18 protein-coding genes are annotated in these 22,828 nt (G+C 68.5%); 13 read left to right on the forward strand and 5 right to left on the reverse strand.

Translation table 11 applies throughout. The features are described from left to right. Positions 1–60: 60 nt before the first annotated feature. The 4 genes from J5226_RS17765 (at position 61) to J5226_RS17780 (ending at position 4,511) form a co-directional block, all read left to right on the forward strand. On the forward strand, positions 61–411 hold the full coding sequence (locus J5226_RS17765; protein WP_215835754.1) for a hypothetical protein: 351 nt from the start codon (positions 61–63) through the stop codon (positions 409–411). Beyond that, positions 408–746 (forward strand): hypothetical protein, encoded by a 339-nt coding sequence (locus tag J5226_RS17770; protein WP_215835755.1) that lies wholly within the window; start codon positions 408–410, stop codon positions 744–746. The genes J5226_RS17765 and J5226_RS17770 overlap by 4 nt, the downstream gene beginning before the upstream one ends. A gap of 201 nt (positions 747–947) precedes the next feature. Continuing rightward, the gene (locus tag J5226_RS17775; protein WP_215835756.1) at positions 948–2,537 is read left to right on the forward strand and encodes an alkaline phosphatase D family protein; all 1,590 of its coding nucleotides are present in this window, start codon (positions 948–950) and stop codon (positions 2,535–2,537) included. 750 nt (positions 2,538–3,287) lie between these two features. After that, on the forward strand, positions 3,288–4,511 hold the full coding sequence (locus J5226_RS17780; protein WP_215835757.1) for an aminotransferase class V-fold PLP-dependent enzyme: 1,224 nt from the start codon (positions 3,288–3,290) through the stop codon (positions 4,509–4,511). Between the two features lie 190 nt (positions 4,512–4,701). Here J5226_RS17780 and J5226_RS17785 read toward each other — a convergent pair whose 3' ends face one another. From J5226_RS17785 to J5226_RS17800, 4 genes are all read right to left on the reverse strand, one after another. Then, positions 4,702–5,211, reverse strand: a complete 510-nt coding sequence (locus J5226_RS17785; protein ID WP_215835758.1) for a hypothetical protein — start codon at positions 5,209–5,211, stop codon at positions 4,702–4,704. Positions 5,212–5,285: 74 nt separating this feature from the next. After that, positions 5,286–6,254: a glycosyltransferase family 2 protein gene (locus J5226_RS17790; protein ID WP_215835759.1), complete on the reverse strand. Its 969-nt coding sequence runs from the start codon at positions 6,252–6,254 to the stop codon at positions 5,286–5,288. Then, complete coding sequence (locus J5226_RS17795) at positions 6,251–8,572, reverse strand: YfhO family protein (protein WP_215835760.1); 2,322 nt, start codon at positions 8,570–8,572, stop codon at positions 6,251–6,253. Before J5226_RS17795 ends, J5226_RS17790 begins: the two co-directional genes overlap by 4 nt. 518 nt (positions 8,573–9,090) lie before the next feature. Then, entirely contained in the window at positions 9,091–10,380 is a 1,290-nt protein-coding gene (locus tag J5226_RS17800) for an MFS transporter (RefSeq protein ID WP_255322839.1), read from the reverse strand. A 425-nt stretch (positions 10,381–10,805) separates the two neighbouring features. On the opposite strand from J5226_RS17800, the gene cyoA reads away from it, so the two are divergent. The 9 genes from cyoA (at position 10,806) to J5226_RS17845 (ending at position 21,550) form a co-directional block, all read left to right on the forward strand. Further along, entirely contained in the window at positions 10,806–11,855 is a 1,050-nt protein-coding gene (cyoA, locus tag J5226_RS17805) for a ubiquinol oxidase subunit II (protein ID WP_215835762.1), read from the forward strand. Between the two features lie 68 nt (positions 11,856–11,923). Continuing rightward, the gene (cyoB, locus tag J5226_RS17810; protein ID WP_255322840.1) at positions 11,924–13,930 is read left to right on the forward strand and encodes a cytochrome o ubiquinol oxidase subunit I; all 2,007 of its coding nucleotides are present in this window, start codon (positions 11,924–11,926) and stop codon (positions 13,928–13,930) included. After that, a complete protein-coding gene (gene cyoC, locus J5226_RS17815; RefSeq protein ID WP_215835763.1) occupies positions 13,923–14,570 on the forward strand; it encodes a cytochrome o ubiquinol oxidase subunit III in 648 nt (215 codons plus the stop codon). The genes cyoB and cyoC overlap by 8 nt, the downstream gene beginning before the upstream one ends. Further along, complete coding sequence (gene cyoD / locus J5226_RS17820; protein WP_215835764.1) at positions 14,567–14,968, forward strand: cytochrome o ubiquinol oxidase subunit IV; 402 nt, start codon at positions 14,567–14,569, stop codon at positions 14,966–14,968. Before cyoC ends, cyoD begins: the two co-directional genes overlap by 4 nt. Positions 14,969–15,241: 273 nt before the next feature. Then, entirely contained in the window at positions 15,242–16,003 is a 762-nt protein-coding gene (locus J5226_RS17825) for an SURF1 family protein (RefSeq protein ID WP_215835765.1), read from the forward strand. Positions 16,004–16,152: 149 nt separating this feature from the next. After that, on the forward strand, positions 16,153–17,400 hold the full coding sequence (locus tag J5226_RS17830) for an ATP-binding protein (RefSeq protein ID WP_255322841.1): 1,248 nt from the start codon (positions 16,153–16,155) through the stop codon (positions 17,398–17,400). Next, a complete protein-coding gene (locus J5226_RS17835) occupies positions 17,393–17,974 on the forward strand; it encodes a response regulator transcription factor (protein ID WP_215835767.1) in 582 nt (193 codons plus the stop codon). The genes J5226_RS17830 and J5226_RS17835 overlap by 8 nt, the downstream gene beginning before the upstream one ends. Before the next feature lie 321 nt (positions 17,975–18,295). After that, a complete protein-coding gene (locus J5226_RS17840; RefSeq protein WP_215835768.1) occupies positions 18,296–20,629 on the forward strand; it encodes an isoamylase in 2,334 nt (777 codons plus the stop codon). A gap of 228 nt (positions 20,630–20,857) precedes the next feature. Beyond that, positions 20,858–21,550 (forward strand): alpha/beta hydrolase, encoded by a 693-nt coding sequence (locus J5226_RS17845; RefSeq protein WP_215835769.1) that lies wholly within the window; start codon positions 20,858–20,860, stop codon positions 21,548–21,550. 258 nt (positions 21,551–21,808) lie between these two features. Here J5226_RS17845 and J5226_RS17850 read toward each other — a convergent pair whose 3' ends face one another. Further along, positions 21,809–22,606 (reverse strand): helix-turn-helix transcriptional regulator, encoded by a 798-nt coding sequence (locus tag J5226_RS17850; protein WP_215835770.1) that lies wholly within the window; start codon positions 22,604–22,606, stop codon positions 21,809–21,811. Between the last annotated feature and the right edge of the window lie 222 nt (positions 22,607–22,828).

The following is a 22,828-nucleotide window of genomic DNA, read 5'->3' on the forward strand; positions in this document are numbered from 1 at the left end:
AGGGACATGAGGTCCGCACCGAACGCCGCGTTTTGGTCGCCCCGCTGGATCCGCGCGCTTTTGGCCGCCGCCCTCATGGCCGGCGCGGCAACGCAGGCCGGCGCCGCTGCCGAACTGGGAGAATCGCCCTTTTCCGTCGCGCCCAAGGCGCGCGGCTCGGCCCGGGCGCTCGCCGTCGCCAACGAGGCCTTCGCCCGTCAGTTGCCCGCAGCGGGTCCGCACAGCTCGGCGATCGACCGGTTCGTATCGGACCCGGACAACTACGCGATCGCCGTCGACCGCGACGGCGCGAACTACACCGTCGAATACGCGATCAAGCCGTTCGAAGGCCGCCGGTTCAGAGGCGGCGGCTATCGCTATACCATCGACGGCGACAGCTACCGGATCGTCGACTCGCGGATCGACCCATGAAACCGAAGACCATCGCGCTGGCGGCCGCATGCTCGCTCTGCGCTATCGCCAGCCATTACGCCGCGGCCGCTGAGCGCGAATGGACCATCGCCGCGCGCACCGTGCCGATGGCCGGCTCAGGCATCTTCCATGCCTGGCTGGTGCTCGACGCGGTCTCCGGCGTCGAGCGGCGACGCTTCGTCGTCACGTACTTCGGCAAAGAAGATCCCGTTCCCGAAATCGGCCAGACCTGCCTCATCGAATCCCACGCCGAGGACATCGAAGGCGTGATCGGCCATCAGGGAGGACAGCTCGCGGCGGCCAATGTGATCGACTCGATCCGGTGCAAGAACTGAACCGCGCCTCATGCAGAGTCTGCATCAGGATTGGCTCATCCCCATCGACGCTTCGGGCGTCGTCGACGTCGTCCCCGCCGATAAGGCCTGAACTGCACGGCCCCGCCTTCGCCCCAACCGAATTGTGACCGCGACAGCGGCCACACCGCTGCCATGCGCGCCAGCTAGCCTCGGGACTCCCCCACGCGCAGAGCCCTCGCCATGCACGACCACGACGCCTTCCGCCGCCGCTTCCTGCTGCAATCCGGTTCCGCCCTCGGCCTGGGCGCGCTGCACGGCGCGCTGCCCGCGCTGGCCGCGCCGGCGCTGATCGCCAGCGAATCGGCGCGGCCGAAGCTGCCCTACGGCTTGCAGTTCGGCGATGTCGGCGACGGCCGCGGCACGGTCTGGGCGCGCGCCGACCGCGCCGCGCGCTTGCTGGTGGAAGTCGGCGACGAAGACGGCTTCCGCCGCGCGCTGCGCCTGCGCGGGCCGCTGGCCACCGCCGCCAGCGATTTCACCGCGCGCCTGGACGTGCCGCTGCCGCCGGGCGGCGCCCACCGCCGCGTGCGCGTCGCCTTCGAGGACGCGCGCAGCGGCGTGCGCAGCGATTGGAGCGAAGGCCGGCTGCGCCCGGCGCCGCGCGGGCCGCTCGCGCGCACCCGGCCGGTGCGCTTGGTCTGGGGCGGCGATGTCGCCGGCCAAGGCTGGGGCATCAATCCCGAGGCCGGCGGCATGCGCATCTTCGAGGCCATGCGCCGGCGCGACCCGGATTTCTTCCTGCATTCGGGCGACACCATCTACGCCGACGGCCCGATCGCCGCCGAAGCCGCGGCCGAGGACGGCCGCGTGTGGCGCAACCTGGTCGCCGAGGGCGTGCACAAGGTCGCCGAAACCCTGGACGAGTACCGCGGCCGCTATCGTTACAACCTGCTCGACGAGAATCTGCGCCGCTTCGCCGCGCAAGTCCCGCAACTGTGGCAGTGGGACGATCACGAAGTGGTCAACAATTGGTCGCCGAGCAAGGACCTCTCGGCCGATCCGCGCTACACGGTCAAGGACATCGACGTGCTGGTGCGGCGCGCGCGCCAGGCCTTCCTCGAATACTCGCCGCAACGCCGCGGCTGCGATCCCGAACGCGCGCGCATCGACCGCGTCGTCCATTACGGCCCGCTGCTGGACGTGTTCGTGCTCGACATGCGCAGCTACCGCGGCGGCAACAGCGACAACCTGCAGGCCGCGCCCGGCGCCGACACCGCGTTCCTCGGCCGCCGCCAGCTGCGCGAACTGGCCGAGAACCTGCGCCGTTCGCGCGCGCTGTGGAAGATCGTCGCCGCCGACATGCCGCTGGGCCTGCAAGTGCCCGACGGCGCCGACGCGCAGGGCCGGCCGCGCTGGGAAGCGGTGGCCAACGGCGATCCGGGCCTGCCGCGCGGGCGCGAGCTGGAATTCGCCGAACTGCTGCACGCGATCCGCCGGGTCGACAACGTGGTCTGGCTGACCGCCGACGTGCATTACTGCGCCGCGCATTACTACGACCCCAACCGCGCCGCGTTCCAGGATTTCTCGCCGTTCTGGGAGTTCGTCGCCGGCCCGCTCAACGCCGGATCGTTCGGGCCCAACGCGCTCGACGCCACCTTCGGCCCGCAAGTGGTGTTCCAGAAGGCGCCGCCGAAGCCCAACGCCTCGCCGCTGGCCGGGTTCCAGTTCTTCGGCGAGGTCAACATCGATCCCGACAGCCGCGCGCTGAGCGTGGATCTGCGCGACATCGACGGCCGCAGCGTGTTCGCCAAGACGCTCGCCGCGGCGTAACGCGCGCCGACGCCGCGGCGGCGACGCGTGTCGTCGCCGCGGCGTTCATCGAGTTCACGATGCGCGCGATCGCGCGCTCCATTCGCCTGCGCACGCAAACCGCGCGCGCAACCGAATAACATCCTATTTTCCCAGGCGCGGCGGAGTTTCGCGCGACCGCGGCGCGCGCGCGCGTTCGCTCACTCGCTCGGCGGCCCGCGCGTTCGCGCGATTCTGTGATCGTCCCCGTGACACAGTGCGATAGTCATCGCTACTTGGACAGCATCCTTCGCGCGAGCGTTGACCGCGCCGACACTGCGACGTAACACTGTCTTGGCACTTTCGATTCCCGTAGCGCATCGCGCTATCCGACTACAACAACAACGCCACAACGACCACGCCGCGTCCCGCCGCATCGACCGATGCGCGCCCAACGTTGCGACCGACGCACCGCACGGCATCGCCGAACCTTTTTCTTCGCGACACGGAGCCAGTCTCTTGAAGAATCCGAACCCGCCGCGCGCTGGCGCGCGTCCCCATCGCCCCGTCTCAGGCCCGAAGACCGCGCGCGCGAAACGCATTGCGTCGCCTCTCGCCTGCGCATCGTGACGCATACGCCGCGCGCACTGCGTCACGCCGCGGCGCGCCCCGCCGCGACGTCCGCGCGCGCCGCGCGATAACGCAACCGCGCGCTCGCACCGATGCGGACGCGGCGCACGTTCGCGCCGCGTCGCCGTTCCTATCCCCACACGTTATGAGAACGCGCCGATGATGTCCTCGTTTCCCCTGCAAGGACGCAAGACCCTGCCCGCCCGCGGCCAACCGTGGAGCGAGCTTCAGGAAGCCATGTCGGCGCTGCGCAGCGCCGACACCGACTGGCGCCGGGGCCGCGCGTCGCTGGATGTGTACTACGCCGGCGAAGACGTGCTCGACGTCGCCCGCCGCGCCTACGCGATGTTCATGAGCGAGAACGCGCGCGCGCCGCAGTTTCCGAGCCTGCAGCGCATGCAGGACGATCTGGTGCAGATCTCGCTGTCGCTGCTCGGCGGCGGCCGCGAAGCCGCCGGCACGGTCACCAGCGGCGGCGCCGAAAGCGCGTTACTAGCGGTGCGCAGCGCCTATCGCGCGTTCCGCGCGCGCCGCCCGCAGGTGCGGCGGCCGCATCTGCTGGTGCCGGCCAGCGTCGATCCGGTCTACGAGCAAGCCGCCGAAATGATGGGGCTGGACCTGATCCGCGTGGCCATCGGCGGCGACTACCGCGCCAGCGTGCAGACGCTGAGCCAGTGCGTCGAACTGGAAACGATGATGATCGTCGCCTCAGCGCCGTCGCTGCCGTTCGGCGCGATCGACCCGATCGAAGCGCTCGGCCGGCTCGCGCGCGAGCGCGAGGTGTGGCTGCACGTGGACGCGTGCATCGGCGGCTTCCTCGCGCCGCACGTGGCGCGCTTCGTGCCGAACGTGCCGCGCTTCGATCTGGCCTTGCCGGGCGTGCGCTCGCTGGCCGCGGACCTGCACAAGTTCGGCTATGCCGCCAACGGCGTGTCGGTGCTGCTCTACGCCGATGCCGACGATCAGGCCCATCAGGCCTTCGAATACAACCAATGGCCGAAGGGCACGTGGCGCACCCAGACCCTGTCCGGCAGCCTCGCCGGCGGCGCGGTTGCCGCGGCCTGGGCGGTGATGCACTACCTCGGCGAGACCGGCTACCGCAGCCTCGCGCAACGGGTGATGCACTTGCGCGACCGCTACCTGGAAGGGATCGAGCGCATCGGCGGCCTGCACGTGCTCGGCCAGCCGGACCTGAGCGTGATCGCGTTCGGCTCGGACGAATTCGACATCCACGCCATCGGCGATGCGATGCAGACGCGCGGCTGGCAGATCAGCCGCCTTTCCGCGCCGGCCGCGCTGCACATGACGGTGACGCCGGTGCACGATCAGGCGGTGGATGCGTATTTAGACGATCTGGCGCGTTGCGTGCTGACGGCCAGGAAATAGCGGAGCGGGAGCGAGAAACTGAGGGCGAGGAACGAGAAATCGGAAACCAGAAACCGGAAACGAACGGAACAGCGCCGCACGGAGAGCGGAAACGAAAAAGCGAGGGTGAGCTTTCGCTCACTCCTCGCTTTCGCGCGCCGCGGCCGGCGGCGCGATGCGAGCGCCGGTCGCGGCCTCGCGGCGGGCGCCGTCAGTCGATCGTCACGTTGTAGTGCAAGGGCGCTTGACCGCCGCTCTCGAAATCCGGGCCGCCGTCGACGCCCATGAACACCTTGAGCGTGTAGCTGCCGGGCTGCGCGGGCGCGACGACCTCGAACTCCTGGATCGCGCTTTCTCCCGCTGCCACCGGCGTGCGCAAGGGCGCGTGCGGATTCTCCACGGGCTGCCCCTGGCCGCCCTGGAGGTACCAGCGGTAGGCGATGAACGCGCGGTGCTCGCCGGCGGTCTGCAAGGCGTAGCCGCTGTTGTTGATCACCACGATCGAATAGCGGACCGTCTTGCCGCGCGCGAAGCGAGCGACCTGATCCTTGTACTCGATCGCGATGTCGGCGGGCTTGAGGAAATTGACGTCGGCGATGGTCCGCGCCGCGCTCGCCGCCGGCGGGCTGACGTCGGCCGGCGGGTGCCGGTCGCAACCGCCGGTCAACAACGCGGCGGCGCACAAGACCGAAGCGGTCGAGGCGGCGACGAGCCCGCGCATGCGGGCGGCCGCGCGCTCGCCGCGCGCAAGCGTTTCGGCGCGGCGGCGGCAGGCCGTTTGGGCAAGCGCGGACATCAGTCTTGCCGCGCCCGGCCGGCGCCCTTCGAGATCACCCGCTTGACCAGATAAGGCGGCCGCGATTTGGATTCGATGTAGGTCCTGCCGACGTACTCGCCGAGCAGGCCGATGCCCATGAGCTGCACCCCGCCCAGGAACATCATCCCGCAGAAGATCGACGCGTAACCGGGCAGGTCCTTGCCGAAACCGATGGTCTGCAGCGCGATCCACACCGCATAGGTCAGCGACAGCGTGCCGATGGCGAACCCGACCACCAAGGCGATGCGCAGCGGCTTGGCCGAGAAACTGGTGACCGCGTTCAGCGCCAGGGCCACCAGCGGGCCGTAACGGAACTTGCTCTCGCCCGCGTCGCGCGTTTCGTACTCCACCGGCATCCGCAGCTGCTGGAAGCCGACCCAGGAGTACAGGCCCTTGGTGAAGCGGTGCTGCTCGCGCAGGCTGCACAGCGCTTCGACCACGTCGCGCCCGAGCAAACGGAAATCGCCGTCGCCGTCGACGATGGGGATTTCCGCCAGCCAGTTGATGCTCTTGTAGAACAGCTTGGTGAAGCTGCGCCGGGCGAACGAGTCGCCGGTCCGCGACGCCCGCGAGGCGATCACCACATCGTTGCCGTTGCGGAACTCCTCCACCATCTTCGGAATGGCCTCGGGCGGATGCTGCAGATCGGCGTCGATCATGACGATGGCGTCGCACTCGCCCGCCAGCGCCGCGTCGAGGCCGGCCAGCAGCGCCGCCTCCTTGCCGAAGTTGCGGCTGAGCTGGACCACCGCCGAACCCGGCAGTTCCGGCAACCGCGCCGAGGCCCGCGCCACGCTGTCGTCGGAACTGCCGTCGTCGACGAAGACGAAACGGATGTCCAGACCCGTGGCGGCCAGCGCCAGCACGGTGCGGTCGATGAAGCGGTCGATGCTCTGCGCCTCGTTGAACATGGGCACGACGACCGCGAGGGAATTGATCGAATTCATAGGCCTTGGTTGCGCTTGGCGCGCTTCAATCCGAACAGGACCAGCAGGCATGCGGCGAACAGCGAGACCAGGCTCGCTGCGACGCCCTTGATCAGGCGCGAGTCGTGATAGGCGACCGCGACCTGGCGCGCGCCGGCCGGCACCGGCACGCCGATCTGGTTGTAGTTGACGCGCACCGCGGCGGCGCGCTTGCCGTCGACGACGGCCTTCCAGTTGCGCGAGTAGTTGTCGCCGACCACGAGCATCAACGGATGCGCGGTCGGCGCCTGGAACGTCACCGAGAACGCGTCGTCGCCGGTGGCATCGGTCTTGTGCGCGGGAATGCCGCCGGCGCTGGCGAACTGCAGTTCCGGCCGTTCGACCAGCGCGGCCGAACGCGCCTGGAAGCCGCGGCCGTCGGGCAGCGTCGAGGTCTTCAGGGCCTTCAGCGCGCCGGAATCGTCCGCGTAGACGGTTTCGGCGACTAAACGCACCCGCGGCAAGCTGCGGGTATTGAGCAACAGCGCGCCGGCGCCGGACGACAACGGCGTCCAGCGCCGCGCCGAATCGGGCGAGTCCAGCGCCGCCCCCGGCGGCTGGGCGTGGGCGATGTACGGCTCGACGACCGACACCCCGTAGATGTCCAGCACCTGATTGCCGTCGTCCAGCACGTCCGGGCGGGTCCAGCCGCCCGTGGTGGTGCCGGCGAGTTCGGCGAAGCGCGAGTTGAGCAGCGGCCCGTACCAGTTGAGCGAGGGCACTTCGGCCGCGCGGACGGTGTCCGGCGACAGGTGTGGGCTCTCCCACCCCGACAGGGTCAGCAGGCGGCCGTCGGTGCGCGCGAGAATTCCCTTGACCTTGGCGACCGCATTGGTCTGCTCGACCGACGCCGGCCCCGCATAGGCGTTGGCCCAGGTGGCATGGCGCGAGAGGAACAGCAGCTCGGCGGCGATCAACGCGATCGGCACCCACACCAGCGGCGCGCGGGCGCGCCCCCATTGCGTGCGCAAGGCGAAGATCGACACGCCGATGGCCGCCAGGACCGCAATCTGGACCAGCGGCTTGCCTTGGAACAGATCGGCGGCGCCGACCTTGCCCTGCAAATGCGGGCTCAGGGCGATCGTCGCCAGCACGGCCGGCACCACCAGCCACGGCAGGAACGAGGACGCGGCGCCGCCGCGCACCGCCGGGCGCTCGTCGCGCAACTGCGCCAGCGCGATGCAGGCCAACTGCAGCGCGAACAGCGACGAGACCACCTGCCAGCGGCCCCAGGCGCGGAACATCGACACGACCGGCACGTCCACCAGCACCTGCGCGGCGCCCGGCAGCGACGGCGCCAGCGCCAGCAGCAGCGAGGCGATCAGGCCGAGCAGGATCTTGCGCTTGGTCGGGTCCGCCCAGAATCCGCGCAGGCCCACGACCACCAGCGAGAAAATGCCGACGCCCACGTAGGCGATGTTCTCGCTCCAACTGTTGGTCGCGTCGGTGCCGACGTAGGAGGTGACCACGCCGGCATCCCAGTAACCGCCGGCCAGGAACGGGAACACGTCCAGCCCCAGCTCGAACGGCCGCAGGCTGAACTGGCGCAGCAAGTCGGCGGTCATGGTGTTGCGGGTCGACTCGCCGACGAAGCGCGCGGCCGGGATCAGGAACACGGCGCTCAGCCCCAGCCCGAGCACCACGCCGACGCCCGCCTTCGCGTAGGTGACGATCCAGTCCTTCCACCCGGCGCCGATCGGCGCGGCCATCAACGCCGAGGCCGCCAGGGCGTAGACCGTCGCCTGCGGATGGCCGGCCAGCAGCGACAGCGCCGTCGAGCCGCCCAGCAGTGCGACCCACAGCGCCCAATCGGCGCGGCGCTGCGCCAGCTTCAGGCAGGCGTACACCATCCACGGCGCGTAGGCCGCGGCGTGCAGCATCGAGGTGTGGCCGACGTGGGCGATGAAGAAGCCCAGCCCCGGCGCGGCGACGGCGGCGAGCGCCGTCGCGGGGCGCGAGCGGGTCAGTTCCCAGGCCAAGGCCGCGTTGCCGACGGCGAAGATCAGCGGAGCGGTCAGGGAGAAGTAGTCGAATGCCTCGCGGGTCGCCGGGAACAGGTAGCGCAAGGGATAGAACGACATCGAGTTCGGATCCGCGTACAGCGGCCATCCGCCCAGATACAGATCGCTCCAGCCGAACACGCTTTCGAAGAACTGCGCGAACTGGCCGTCCGAGGTGGCGTTCACCTGGCTGGACAGGTACGGGAAATAGACCGCGGCGACGGCCGCGAAAGACAGCAGGACCACGCTCAACAGGCGGCGCAGGGCGTGCGTGTTTTGGGTCCCGAGGGAAAGGGGCATCGTTCGATCCGTACGCAAATAGGCGCGATTGACCTAGCCGGACGCGCGCCGTTGTCCTGTTCCGCGGAGTGCGGACCGCCCCGGCCCGCACCCGGCCTCGCGACGCGCGCCGCTCGATCCGGCCCGCGCCCGGCGCCGGAGCCGGCGTCGCACGCATCGGCGCGCGGCGCCAATCGCATGTACTTAGCGAGTCAAAAGACAACGCAAAGAGTGCAAGCGGACTAGTCTAACGTGTGCCTAACAAGTAGTTAAGGGCACGCCAGAGCCCCGTTCACGACGCTGTACGGGGCGGCTGTGGGAGCCGCCCCGGGGCTTGGCCGCGGGGCCGGCGACGGCGCCGGAACCGGACGCCCGTCGAGCGAAAGCGCCGGCGCGGACCGGCGCCAGGAGCGACGCCGATCGCGGTTTGCCCCGGTCCGGCAGCGCGCCCGACCGGCGGCCGCGGCGGACGCGCCGGGCGCAGCAACGAAAAAAGCCGGCGCAAGCCGGCTTTTTCGGGTCTCGGACGCGGCCGCAGATCAGCTGCGCAGCTTGAGCATCCGGTTCACGCCCAACGCCACCATCGTGCACACCGCGCCCGACAGCAGGTAGACGCCGACGAAGGCCAGGCCGAAGTGCGCGCACAGGCCCAGCGCCACCAGCGGCGCGAACGCCGCGCCGATCAGCCAGGCCAGATCCGAGGTCAGCGCGGCACCGGTGTAGCGGTACTTGGCGCCGAAGTTGGCGGTCACCGAGCCGGCGGCCTGACCGTAGGACAGGCCGAGCAGGACGAAGCCGACCAGGATGAAGACGTCCTGGCCGACCCGGCCCGAACCCAGCAGGGTCGGCGCGAAGCCGCTGAACATCGCGATCGCCGCGGCCAGCGCGGCCAGGGTGCGCGGACGGCCGAAGGTGTCGGCGATCCAGCCCGAGGCGACGACCGCGCCGGCGGCCAAGGTCGCGCCGATGATCTGCACGATCAGGAACTGGGTGACCGACTGATCGGAGTACAGCACGATCCACGACAGCGGGAAGATCGTGACGATGTGGAACAGCGCGTAGCTGGCCAGCGCGGCGAACGCGCCGATGACGACGTGGCGGCCCTTGGCGCCGAACAGCTCCAGCACCGGCGTCGGCTCGAGCTGCTGCTCGCCGAGCTCGCGCTCGTACTCGTGGGTCACGACCAGACGCAGGCGCGCGAACAGCGCCACCACGTTCAGCGCGAACGCGGCGAAGAACGGATAGCGCCAGCCCCATTCGAGGAAGTCGGCGCGCGACAGCGCGGTGCTCAGATAAGCGAACAAAGCCGCGGCGATGATGAAGCCGACCGGTGCGCCGAGCTGACCGAGCATCGCGTACCAGCCGCGGCGTTCCTTCGGCGCGTTGAGCGCCAGCAGCGACGGCAGGCCGTCCCAGCTGCCGCCCAGGGCGATGCCCTGGCCGAGGCGGAACACCGACAACAGCACCAGCGACAACGCGCCGATCTTGGCGAAGCCCGGCAGGAAGGCGATGCCGGCGGTGCAGGTGCCGAGCAGGAACAGCGCGATGGTGAGCTTGGTGCTGCGGTCCCAGCGGCGCTGGATCCACATGAACAACACGGTGCCGAACGGACGCGAGATGAAGGCCAGCGCGAAGATCGCGAACGACCACAGCGTGCCTTCGAGCTTGCCCAGGTGCGGGAAGAACACCGACGGGAACACCAGCGCCGAGGCGATGCCGTACACGAAGAAGTCGAAGTATTCCGAAGCGCGGCCGATGATCACGCCGACCGCGATGTCGCCCGGCGCGACTTCGGCGTGCGAGTCGGTGCCGTGCACCGAAACGGTCATGGAATCGGGATTTGCATGATTGGGCGTTTGCATCGTCGGTTGGAGCTCGGTGCGTGGTGCGAAGGGCGTCGCGGGGCGCGCGGCGGCTGTGCCGGAACGGGCGGAATCGTTCATCCGTCCGTGCCGATACGATACTCCTGGCCGCGACGCCGCGCCGTTCGCGAAACGGCGGAAACTCCCGACGAGCGGGCGCTGGCGCCCGAAACCCCTGGATTTTCCGTATTTCGCGCCGCACAGTCCGCGGCCGAACGCGGCAAATTCCGCGCATGGGCCAGCGCCCCGAAGACCGGGACGGCGTAAGCTTCCCACCCGGATTGCTGCACTGCCATAGGACAAAACGTCCAATCGTCCCGTCCGTCGCTGCGGCGCACAATTGCGCGGTCGCCGCGAGCCTCGCGGCCTTGTCGTGCTTAAGCGTCAGGTTGATGAACGCAATCAAGTCCCTCCTCCGTCCCCTGCTCCTGCTCGGCGCGCTGCTGCCGCTGGCGGGCTGCAATACGCTCCTTCTGAACGCGCCCGGCGACGTGGCCCGCCAGCAAGGCGATCTGATCATCGTCTCCACCGTGCTGATGCTGTTGATCATCGTGCCGGTGATCGCGCTGACCCTGTTCTTCGCGTGGCGCTACCGCGCCTCGAACACGAAGGCGACCTACAAGCCCGACTGGGATCACTCGACCCAGCTCGAGCTGCTGATCTGGGCCGCGCCGCTGCTGATCATCATCGTGCTCGGCGCGATCACCTGGGTCAGCACCCACACCCTCGATCCCTACCGCCCGCTCGACCGGATCAAGGCCGGCCAGCCGGTCGCCGCCGACGTCAAGCCGCTGGAGATCGAAGTGGTGGCGCTGGATTGGAAGTGGCTGTTCCTCTATCCCGAGCAGAACATCGCCACGATCAACGAGATCGCCGCGCCGATCGACCGTCCGATCAAGTTCAAGATCACCGCGTCCTCGGTGATGAACTCGTTCTACATTCCCGCGCTGGCCGGCCAGATCTACGCGATGCCGGGCATGGAAACGCAGCTGCACGCGGTGATGAACCACCCGGGCGAGTACGAGGGCTTCTCCGCCAACTACAGCGGCGCCGGCTTCTCGCACATGCGCTTCAAGTTCCACGGCATGGATCAGGCCGGCTTCGATAAGTGGGTCGAGAGCAACCGCGCCAGCGGCCAGACCCTGGAACGCGCCGGTTATCTCGAACTGGAGAAGCCGAGCGAGAAGGAACCGGTGCGCCGCTACGCCGCGGTCGCTCCGGGCCTGTATAAGGCCATCCTCAACCGCTGCGTCGACTCGTCGAAGATGTGCATGGACGAGATGATGATGATCGACGCGCAAGGCGGCCTGGGCAACAGCGCCAACGCGCTGGCCCCGCGCCGCCGCGGCGACCTGCGCGGCGGCCCGGTGGTGGCCTCGGCGATGTGCGTCACCGAGCCGTCGGCCACCCCGAGCTGGGGCGTCGCCACCCTGGCCCCCTGAGCGTTTAGCGCAAGCATTCAACCGCGCGCCCAGCGCGCGCAGGTCCGTACGCGGACTTCGGAGCGAAGATGTCTGACCAATCCAACCTCGCCAAGCTGATCTTCGGCCGGCTCTCGTGGGAATCGATCCCGCTGCACGAGCCGATCCTGCTCGGCACTTTCGCCATGGTCGCGCTCGGCGGCATCGCCGTGCTCGGCCTGCTGACGCGCTACAAGCTCTGGGGCTATCTCTGGAACGAGTGGTTCACCAGCATCGACCACAAGAAGATCGGCATCATGTACATCGTGCTGGGGCTGGTCATGCTCCTGCGCGGCTTCGCCGACGCGATCATGATGCGCATGCAGCAGGCGATGGCCTTCGGCGACAACGCCGGCTTCCTGCCGCCGCACCACTACGACCAGATCTTCACCGCCCACGGCGTGATCATGATCTTCTTCGTGGCGATGCCGCTGGTGACGGGCTTCATGAACTACGTGGTGCCGCTGCAGATCGGCGCGCGCGACGTGGCCTTCCCGTTCCTCAACAACTTCAGCTTCTGGATGACCGCCTGCGGCGCGGGCCTGGTGATGGTCTCGCTGTTCGTCGGCGAGTTCTCCACCGCCGGCTGGCTGGCGTACCCGCCGCTGTCGGGCATCGCCTACAGTCCCAGCGTCGGCGTCGACTACTACATATGGGCGCTGCAGATCGCCGGCGTCGGCACCTTGCTATCGGGCGTCAACCTGATCGCGACCATCGTCAAGATGCGCGCGCCGGGCATGGGCCTGATGAAGATGCCGGTGTTCACCTGGACCTCGCTGTGCACCAACGTGCTGATCGTGGCAGCGTTCCCGGTGCTGACCGCGGTGCTGGTGCTGCTCTCGCTCGACCGCTACGCGGGCACCAACTTCTTCACGAACGATCTGGGCGGCAACCCCATGATGTACGTGAACCTGATCTGGATCTGGGGCCACCCGGAGGTCTACATCCTGATCCTGCCCTGCTTCGGCATCTTCTCCGAGATCGTCTCCACCTACAGCGGCAAGCGCCTGTTCGGCTACGCCTCGATGGTGTACGCGACCGTGGTGATCACGATCCTGTCCTACCTGGTGTGGCTGCACCACTTCTTCACCATGGGTTCGGGCGCGAGCGTCAACTCGTTCTTCGGCATCACCACGATGATCATCTCGATCCCGACGGGCGCGAAGATCTTCAACTGGCTGTTCACCATGTACCGCGGCCGCATCCGCTTCGACGTGCCGATGCTGTGGACGGTGGGCTTCATGGTCACCTTCGTCATCGGCGGCATGACCGGCGTGCTGCTGGCGGTCCCGCCGGCCGACTTCGTCCTGCACAACAGCCTGTTCCTGATCGCGCACTTCCATAACGTGATCATCGGCGGCGTGCTGTTCGGCCTGTTCGCCGGCATCAACTTCTGGTGGCCCAAGGCCTTCGGCTTCAAGCTCGATCCGTTCTGGGGCAAGTGCTCGTTCTGGTTCTGGCAGATCGGCTTCTTCTTCGCCTTCATGCCGCTGTACGTGCTCGGCCTGATGGGCGTGACCCGCCGCATGAGCCACTTCGACGACCCGTCGATCCAGATCTGGTTCATCATCGCCGCCTTCGGCGCCGGCCTGATCGCGCTGGGCATCGCCAGCTTCCTGGTCCAGGTGTTCGTCAGCATCCGCAACCGCGACAAGCTGCGCGACCAGACCGGCGACCCGTGGCAGGGCCGCACCCTGGAGTGGTCGACGTCCTCGCCGCCGCCGGCCTACAACTTCGCCTTCACCCCGGTCGTGCACGACAACGACGCCTGGCACGACATGAAGCAACGCGGCTTCCAGCGTCCGACCTCGGGCTTCATCGCGATCCACATGCCCAAGAACACCGCCGCCGGCCTGATCATCGCCCTGCTCAGCACCGTCTGCGCGTTCGCCATGATCTGGCAGATGTGGCTGGTGGCCGGCGTGTCCTTCGTCGCCATGCTGGTCGCGACCATCGTCCACACCTTCAACTACAAGCGCGACTTCTACATCCCGGCGGACGAAGTGACCGCCACGGAAGACCAGCGCACGCAACAACTGGCCGCCGCCCATGTCTGACGCCACCGCCATCCTGACCCAAGCCCAGGCGCAGCCGCCCTCCTCGGCCGCGCACTTCCTCGACCTCAAGGGCAAGCACCATCCGCAGAACGGAACCCTGCTCGGGTTCTGGCTCTACCTGATGAGCGACTGCCTGGTGTTCGCGGTGCTGTTCGCCACCTACGGCGTGCTCGGCCGCAGCTACGCGGCCGGCCCGTCGGGCGCGGATCTGTTCGACCTGCAGTTGGTGGCGATCAACACCTCGATGCTGCTGCTGTCGTCGATCACCTACGGCTTCGCGATGATCGCGATGACCAAGCGCAAGCTGGCCGCGGTGCAAGGCTGGCTGGCGATCACCGGCCTGTTCGGCCTGGCCTTCATCGGCCTGGAACTGTACGAGTTCGCCCACCTGATCCACGAGGGCGCCGGCCCGCAGCGCAGCGCGTTCCTGTCGTCGTTCTTCGCTCTCGTCGCCACCCACGGCCTGCACGTCACCTTCGGCATCGTCTGGCTGGTGGTGCTGATGACCCAGCTGAGCAAGCACGGGCTCACCGCCGCCAACCGCCGCCGTCTGCTGTGCCTGTCGATGTTCTGGCACTTCCTCGACGTCGTCTGGATCGGCGTCTTCACCTTCGTCTACCTGATGGGAGTGCTGCCGTGACCCAGTCCGCGCACCACGACAACGCACACGATCACGCTCACGACGACCACGGTCACGACGAGCACGACGACTACCACGGCACCGTCAAGGGCTACACCATCGGCTTCCTGCTGTCGGTGGTGCTGACCGCGATCCCGTTCTGGCTGGTCATGGCCAAGGTGATCCCGTCCTCGGGCGCGACCGCGGCGGTGATCCTCGGCTTCGCCGTCGTACAGATCGTCGTGCACATGGTCTACTTCCTGCACATGAACACGAAGTCGGAAGGCGGCTGGAACATGCTGGCGCTGATCTTCACCCTGGTGATCGTGGTGATCACCCTGGCCGGTTCCTTGTGGGTCATGCATCACTTGAACGTCAACATGATGCCGATGCCGCATGAGATGCGGAATATGCCGTAAGGGCGGGGAAAGAAGGGAATCGGGATTGGGGAACCGGGGTTCTGCCGGTCTCGGTCTTTCGGCGGCGGGTGCGGTTTCGCGCTCGCCGCGCCTTGCCAGCACGTCGTCCCCGCGAACGCGGGGACCCAAAGACTTCAGCCGGCCGTTTTCCGGCGCCTGCGCGCTCGTCGCGCGGTTGCTGCCCCGCCCCGGTCCACGCGTGGCCATCGTTCCCGCGCGACCGGCTCGCCCCACTCGTCTTCGCTTCTCTCGTCTTCAGCACGAGGCCCGCTCATGGCGACCCGCGTCAAAGCGCCGCGCAGTTCCTTCGTCCTCGGCCTGATCGGCGCCGTGTTCCTGGCGCTGTTCGCCGGCCTGATCGCGCTCGGCGCGTGGCAGGTGCAGCGGCTGGGCTGGAAACGCGATCTGATCCAGCGCGTGGAATCGCGCGTGCACGCCGAACCCGGCGCCGCGCCGGGGCCCGCGCAGTGGCCCGGCGTGAGCGCCGCGAACGACGAATACCGCCGCGTGCGGCTGCGCGGCGAGTACCTGCCCGGCGCCGACACCCGGGTGCAGGCGGTGACCGAGCTCGGCCCCGGCTTCTGGCTGCTGACGCCGCTGCGCACCGACGCCGGCTACACCGTGCTGATCAACCGCGGCTACGTGCCCGACGCGCGCACCGCAGCGGCGGCGCCGGCGCCGTCCGGCCCGGTCGAGGTCGCCGGCCTGCTGCGGCTCAGCGAACCCGGCGGCGGCTTCCTGCGCAAGAACCAGCCGGCGCAAGCGCGCTGGTTCTCGCGCGATGTGGCCGCGATCGCCGCCGCGCATAAGCTCGGCGCCGTCGCCCCTTACTTCATCGACGCCGAGCGCGCCGCGCCCCTGCCCGGCGACCTGCGCACCGCGCCGCAATGGCCGGTCGGCGGGCTCACGGTGATAAAATTCCCCAACAATCATTTGCAGTACGCACTGACCTGGTTCGCGCTGGCGCTGATGGTGGCGTGGGCGGCCTGGCGGGTGTGGCGGGAAGAAGCCCGGCGCCGCGCGGCGGCCGTCTGACGCCGACGCAAAACCCGACCGCCTCCCTTCGCTCTCGCCGCCACGCCGTGCTTTACTCGTTGCTCACTCCTCTCCACTCGCTCCTGCCCAAACGCATGCAGCCCGACCAGCCCCTCCCGGCTTCGCGCGACGGCACCGGGGTCAAGAACATGCACCAGCTGATCCAACTGCGTTGGATCGCGGTGATCGGCCAGGTGGCCACCATCGTCTTCGTCCACTACGGCTTCGGCATCGAGCTGCCGCTGATGCCGATGGCGATCGTGCTGGCGTGTCTGGCCGCGTTCAATCTGGTCAGCTCGCTGCGCTGGCGCAAGCGCGAGGAAGTCACCAACGGCGCGCTGTTCCTGGCGCTGCTGGTCGACATCCTGACCCTGACCGCGCAGCTCTACCTCAGCGGCGGCGCGGCCAACCCCTTCGTCTTTCTGTATCTGCTGCAGGTCGCGCTGGCCTCGGTGCTGCTGCGCACCTGGGCCAGTTGCGCGGTGGTCGGGGTGACCAGCGCCTGCTTCATCGCCTTGACCGCTTTCGCCGGCCCGGTAGTGATCCCGGCCGACCCGACCCGCGGCCTGCGCGACCCGTACGTGCAAGGCCTGCTGCTGTGCTTCGTGCTCAACGCGACCTTGCTGGTGGTGTTCATCACCCGCATCGGCCGCAACCTGCGCGCGCGCGACAAGCGTCTGGCCGATCTGCGCCAGCGCGCGGCCGAGGAAGAACACATCGTGCGCATGGGCCTGCTCGCCTCCGGCGCCGCGCACGAGTTGGGCACGCCGCTGGCGACGCTGTCGGTGATCCTCGGCGACTGGCGGCGGATGCCGCCGTTCACCCAGCAGCCCGAACTGCTGCAGGAACTCGACGAGATGCAGACCCAGCTCACCCGCTGCAAGAGCATCGTCACCGGCATCCTGCTCTCGGCCGGCGAAGCGCGCGGCGAAGCGCCGGTGATCACCACGGTCACCGCGTTCCTCGACGACTTGGTCGGCGAATGGCGCACCACCCGCCCGGTGCGCGGATTCGACTACGAGAACGGCTTCGGCGAGGATGAGGCGATCATTTCCGATTCCGGCCTCAAGCAGATGATCTGCAACGTCCTCGACAACGCGCTGGAAGCCTCGCCCGGCTGGGTCGGGTTCGAATCGTGGCGCGACGAGGACCGTCTGGTGCTGCGCGTCAGCGACGCCGGCCCCGGTTTCGCCGCGGCGATGCTGTCGCATTTCGGCAAGCCGTATCAGTCCAGCAAGGGCCGCCCGGGCGGCGGGCTGGGCCTGTTCCTCGCGCTCAACGTCGCCCGCCAGCTCGGCGGCAGCATCGTCGCGCGCAACCGCGAACCCAGCGGCGCGGTGGTGACCATGAGCCTGCCGCTGGCCGCGCTGGCGCCGCCGGAGCCCCAGGATGAGTGACGACCTGCCGCCGCTGCCGCCCGGATTCGACGACGAAGACGACGAACCGCGCCGGCTGCTGATCGTCGAAGACGACGCCGCGTTCGCGCGCACCCTCACCCGTTCGTTCGAGCGCCGCGGCTACCTCGTCCACAACGCGACCAACCTCGCCGAAGTGCAGGCCTTGCTCGGCGAGCACACGCCCGGCTACGCCGTGGTCGACCTCAAGCTCGCCGGCGGCGACTCGGGGCTGGCCTGCGTGCAGGCGCTGCACGCCCACGACGAAGACATGCTGATCGTGGTGCTGACCGGCTACGCCAGCATCGCCACCGCGGTCGAGGCGATCAAGCTCGGCGCTCTGCACTATCTGGCCAAGCCGTCCAACACCGACGACATCGAAGCCGCGTTCGGCCGCGCCGAGGGCGACGTCAACGTCGAACTGACCGAGCGCCAGACTTCGATCAAGACGTTGGAGTGGGAACGCATCCACGAGATGCTGGCGGCGACGGATTTCAACATCTCCGAGACCGCGCGGCGGCTGGGGATGCATCGGCGGACCTTGGCGCGCAAGCTCGGCAAGCATCGGATCAAATGAGCGCATCGCCGCTGCGATAGCGGTTACGCGGTAGTTTCGTTGTTGCGGTCGCGGCTCGCGCCGCTCCTACAGGTAGCCCGTCGTCGCAACGAAGCGATTGTAGGAGCGGCGCGAGCCGCGACCACGCCACCGCGCCCACGACGAAACGGCCGCCCCGCTCGCGCACCGTTCCCGCGCCCACGACACCACGACGTGTGACCGCGATCGGTCTCCTCCGTCTGAATACGATTGCAGCCGCCCATGCTGCGCTGCGGCTTGCTCCTACAGTCGTTGCCGATGCCCGCGATCGCCGCGGCGCGCGCGATCACGGAGACGACGACCATGGACTCACACGCCCCGCGCAAGCAGCGACGCGCCACCGCATTACGCGCCCTCGCCCTGGCCGCGCTGGCCTGCGCGCTGAGCCCCGCCCACGCCGCCATCGACGCGCAACAACTCGGCGCGCGCTACGACTCGACCCAGGCCAACCTCGCCTTCCGCGTCTATTCCTCGCGCGCCACCCGCATCGAAGTGTTCCTGTACAAGAACCCGACCGGTTCGCAGGAAGTCGCGCGCCTCGCGCTGAGCAAGGATCCGGCGACCCAGGTGTGGTCGCTGTCGCTGCCGACCGGCACGATCAAGACGACTTACGGCATCACCGGCACCGTCTACTACGGCTACCGCGCCTGGGGTCCGAACTGGCCGTACGACGCCGCCTGGACCAAGGGCAGCGCGACCGGTTTCGTCAGCGACGTCGACAACGCCGGCAACCGCTTCAATCCCAACAAGCTGCTGATCGACCCGTACGCGCGCGAGATCAGCCAAGACCCCAACACCGCCACCTGCGCCGACGGCACGATCTACGCCACCGGCGCCGCCCACCGCAACAAGGACAGCGGCCTGTGCGCGAGCAAGAGCATCGCGCTGGCGGCCGACGCGAGCTCCGTCGGCACCAAGCCGACCCGCGCGCTCAAAGACGAAGTGATCTACGAAGTCCACGTGCGCGGCCTCACCCGCAACGACGACAGCGTGCCCGCGGCCGAGCGCGGCACCTACAAGGGCGCCGCGCGCAAGGCCGCGGCGCTGGCCGCGCTGGGCGTCACCGCGGTCGAGTTCCTGCCGGTGCAGGAAGCGCAGAACGACCAGAACGATGTCGATCCCAACTCCACCACGGACGACAACTACTGGGGCTACATGACCCTCAACTACTTCGCCCCGGACCGCCGCTACGCCTACGACAAAACCGCCGGCGGACCGACCCGCGAGTGGAAGGCGATGGTCAAGGCCTTCCACGACGCCGGCATCAAGGTCTATATCGACGTGGTCTACAACCACACCGGCGAAGGCGGCCCGTGGGGCGGCAGCGACGGGCTCAGCGTCTACAACCTGCTGTCCTTCCGCGGCCTCGACAACCCGGCGTACTACTCGCTGAGCAGCGACTACAAATACCCGTGGGACAACACCGGCGTCGGCGGCAACTACAACACCCGCCATCCCATCGCGCAGAACCTGATCGTCGATTCGCTGGCGTGGTGGCGCGACGCGCTCGGCGTCGACGGCTTCCGCTTCGATCTGGCCTCGGTACTCGGCAACAGCTGCCAGCACGGCTGCTTCAATTTCGATAAGAACGACTCCGGCAACGCGCTCAACCGCATCGCCGCCGAACTGCCGCCGCGGCCGGCCGCGGGCGGCGCGGGGCTGGACCTGATCGCCGAGCCCTGGGCCATCGGCGGCAACTCGTATCAAGTCGGCGGTTTTCCGTCGGGCTGGGCCGAATGGAACGGGCTCTACCGCGACGCGCTGCGCAAGAAGCAGAACAAGCTCGGGGTCGAAACAGTCACGCCGGGCATGTTCGCCAGCCGTTTCGCCGGCTCCAGCGATCTGTACGGCGACGACGGCCGCAAGCCGTGGCATTCGATCAACTTCATGGTCGCCCACGACGGCTTCACCCTCAACGACCTGTACGCCTACAACGACAAGCAGAACAACCAGGCCTGGCCCTACGGCCCGTCCGACGGCGGCGAGGACCACAATCTGAGCTGGAACCAGGGCGGCATCGTCGCCGACCAGCGCAAGGCCGCGCGCACCGGGCTCGCCTTCCTGATGCTCAGCGCCGGCGTGCCGATGATCACCGGCGGCGACGAGGCGCTGCGCACCCAGTTCGGCAACAACAACACCTACAACCTGGATTCGGCGGCGAACTGGCTGTACTGGACCCGCAGCACGATCGAGGCCGATCACGAGACCTACACTAAGCGCCTGATCGCGTTCCGCAAGGCGCATTCGGCGCTGCGTCCGGCGGGGTTCTATTCGGGCAGCGACGGCAACGGCAACGTGATGGAGCAGTTGCGCTGGTTCAAGCCCGACGGCGCGCAGGCCGACAGCGCCTACTTCAGCGGCACCGACAATCACGCATTGGCCTGGCGCATCGACGGCAGCGAGTTCGGCGACAGCGCCAGCGCGATCTATGTCGCCTACAACGGCTGGTCGGGTCCGGTGAACTTCGTGCTGCCGTGGCCGGGCAACGGCAAGCAATGGTATCGGGTGACCGACACCGCGACCTGGAACGAAGGGCCGAACGCGGTCGCCTTGCCGGGCAGCGAGACCTTGATCGGCGGCGAGAACGTCGCTTACGGAATGCAGGCCCGCTCGCTGTTGTTGCTGATCGCAAAATGAGCGGAACGCCCCGTGTGTCGGCAAGGTTTCCGCGATAAGACGAAACTCCCGCGCAGCTTTCAGCCACCTGAAAACAAGTCGCATGCGAATTCACGCGGCGTAGTTCGCGCTTATGAAAATCTCGGCCCTTCGCGGCACCCGGACCCGTGTCCGGCGCGCGCGGCCGACGCCAACCGGCCGGCGCGCGCGAACCCGAGTTGGCGCATTCATCCGACTGGAATCGCGATCATGAGCGGCAAACCCACCATCGTTCTCGTACACGGCTTCTGGGGCGGCGCGGCGCACTGGGCCAAGACCATCGTCGAACTCTCGCGCAAGGGCTACACCGACCTCAAGGCGGTCGAAGTGCCGCTGACCTCGCTGGCCGACGACGTCGCCCGCACCCGCAAGATGATCGAGCAAGCGCCCGGCCCGGTGCTGCTGGTCGGCCATTCCTACGGCGGCGCGGTCATCACCGAGGCCGGCACCCACGACAAGGTCGTCGGCTTGGTCTACATCGCCGCGTTCGCGCCCGACAGCGGCGAAAGCCCGGGCGGCATCACCCAGGAGCACCCGCCGGTGGCGGTGCCCAACCTCGCCCCGGACAGCGACGGCTATCTGTGGCTGAAGCCCGACAAATTCCACGAGAGCTTCTGCCAGGACCTCAGCGCCGACGAAGGGCTGGTGATGGGCGTGACCCAGAAGGCGCCGCTGGCGAGCACCTTCGGCGACGCCATTTCCAAGCCGGCGTGGAAGTCCAAGCCGAGCTGGTATCAGATCTCGGCGCAGGACCGGATGATCGCGCCGGAGAACCAGCAGCGCATGTCCGCGCGGATGAATCCGAAGAAGACGATCACGCTGGAGGCCAGCCATGCTTCGCTGGCGTCGCAGCCGGCGCAGGTGGCGGGGTTGATCGACGAGGCGGCGAAAGCGCTGAGCTGAGGCGGTTTCTGCATTGGTAGGCGCGGCGTGAGCCGCGACCGCGGCATGTCGGCTGCGACGGATCTTTCGCCGTAAGCGGAGTGTCGCGGTCGCGGCTTGCGCCGCTCCTACAGCTAGCGCGCCGCTACAACGAAGCCACTGTAGGAGCGGCGTGAGCCGCGACCGCGACAACGCAACCACGACGAAACTCCCGACGCGCGCGACAAACGACAATCGCGGCTCACGCCGCTCCTACGTCCGCCGCACGCTCCAACACGATCACCGCGCCGCCGCCTCCGTCCGCGCCGTCGCCAGATACCGGCTCGGCGGCATCCCGATCAAGCGCTTGAACATCGTCGTGAACGCCGACGCGCTCTCGTAGCCCAGATCCAGCGCCAGCGGCGTGATCGCCTCGCCCGCCGCCAGCCGCGGCAAGGCGGCGAAGATCGCGGCCTGCCGGCACCACTGCGCGAAACTCGTGCCGGTTTCGGCGCGAAACCGCCGGGTGAAGGTGCGCCGGCTCATCGCCAAATCGCGGCACCATTCGTCGATGCCGTCGTGCGGCGAGGGATGCGCGAGGTAAGCGCGGCAACGCGCGGCCAAACGCGGTTCGGCCGGAAAGGTGATGTCCAACGGCAGCACCGGCGCGCGTTCGATCTCGCGCACGATCAGCGAATAGATCAGATCCGGCCGCGAGCCGCTGTCGGTCTCGGCCTGCAGCGGCAGATCCAAGGTTTCCAGCAACAGTTCGCGCATCAGCGCCGACACCCCGATCACCCGGCAATCGCCCGGCAGCGCCGCGCTGACTTCGGGTTCGATGTAGATGCTGCGGGTGCTGATCGGCGCCAGCACGTGCACGTCGTGCGGCATGCCGGCGGGAATCCAGGCCGCGCGCTCGGGCGGCACCATCCAGCGCCCGGCCTGGGTGCCGACCACCATGATCCCGTGCGCGCCGTACAACAGCTGCGAGCGGCGATGGCGATGGCGGGCGATGCGGTGCCCGCTCGGGTACTCGTTCGAGGTCGCCACGATCCGCCCCGGCAGCTGGTCGACCTGACCGGCCAGGACATTGCGCATTGGCCCGATCTCAAAGAATGTTGACCCGAACTATAACGCGGGCAAGGCCGCGCGGGCGTTTACTGAACCGGCCGCCGCGGCATCCCGCGACCGCCGCCCCCTCCCCGCCTCGCCGTCCCGCCCATGACCTCCCTGGATACCTCCTCGCCCACCGTCGTCGCCGACGGCCCGGCCGCGCCGCCGGTGCCCGATTACCAAGCCCCGTCCGCGCCCGCCGCCGAA

Source organism: Lysobacter sp. K5869 (assembly GCF_018847975.1).
In the GTDB taxonomy this organism is placed as follows: Bacteria; Pseudomonadota; Gammaproteobacteria; order Xanthomonadales; family Xanthomonadaceae; genus Lysobacter.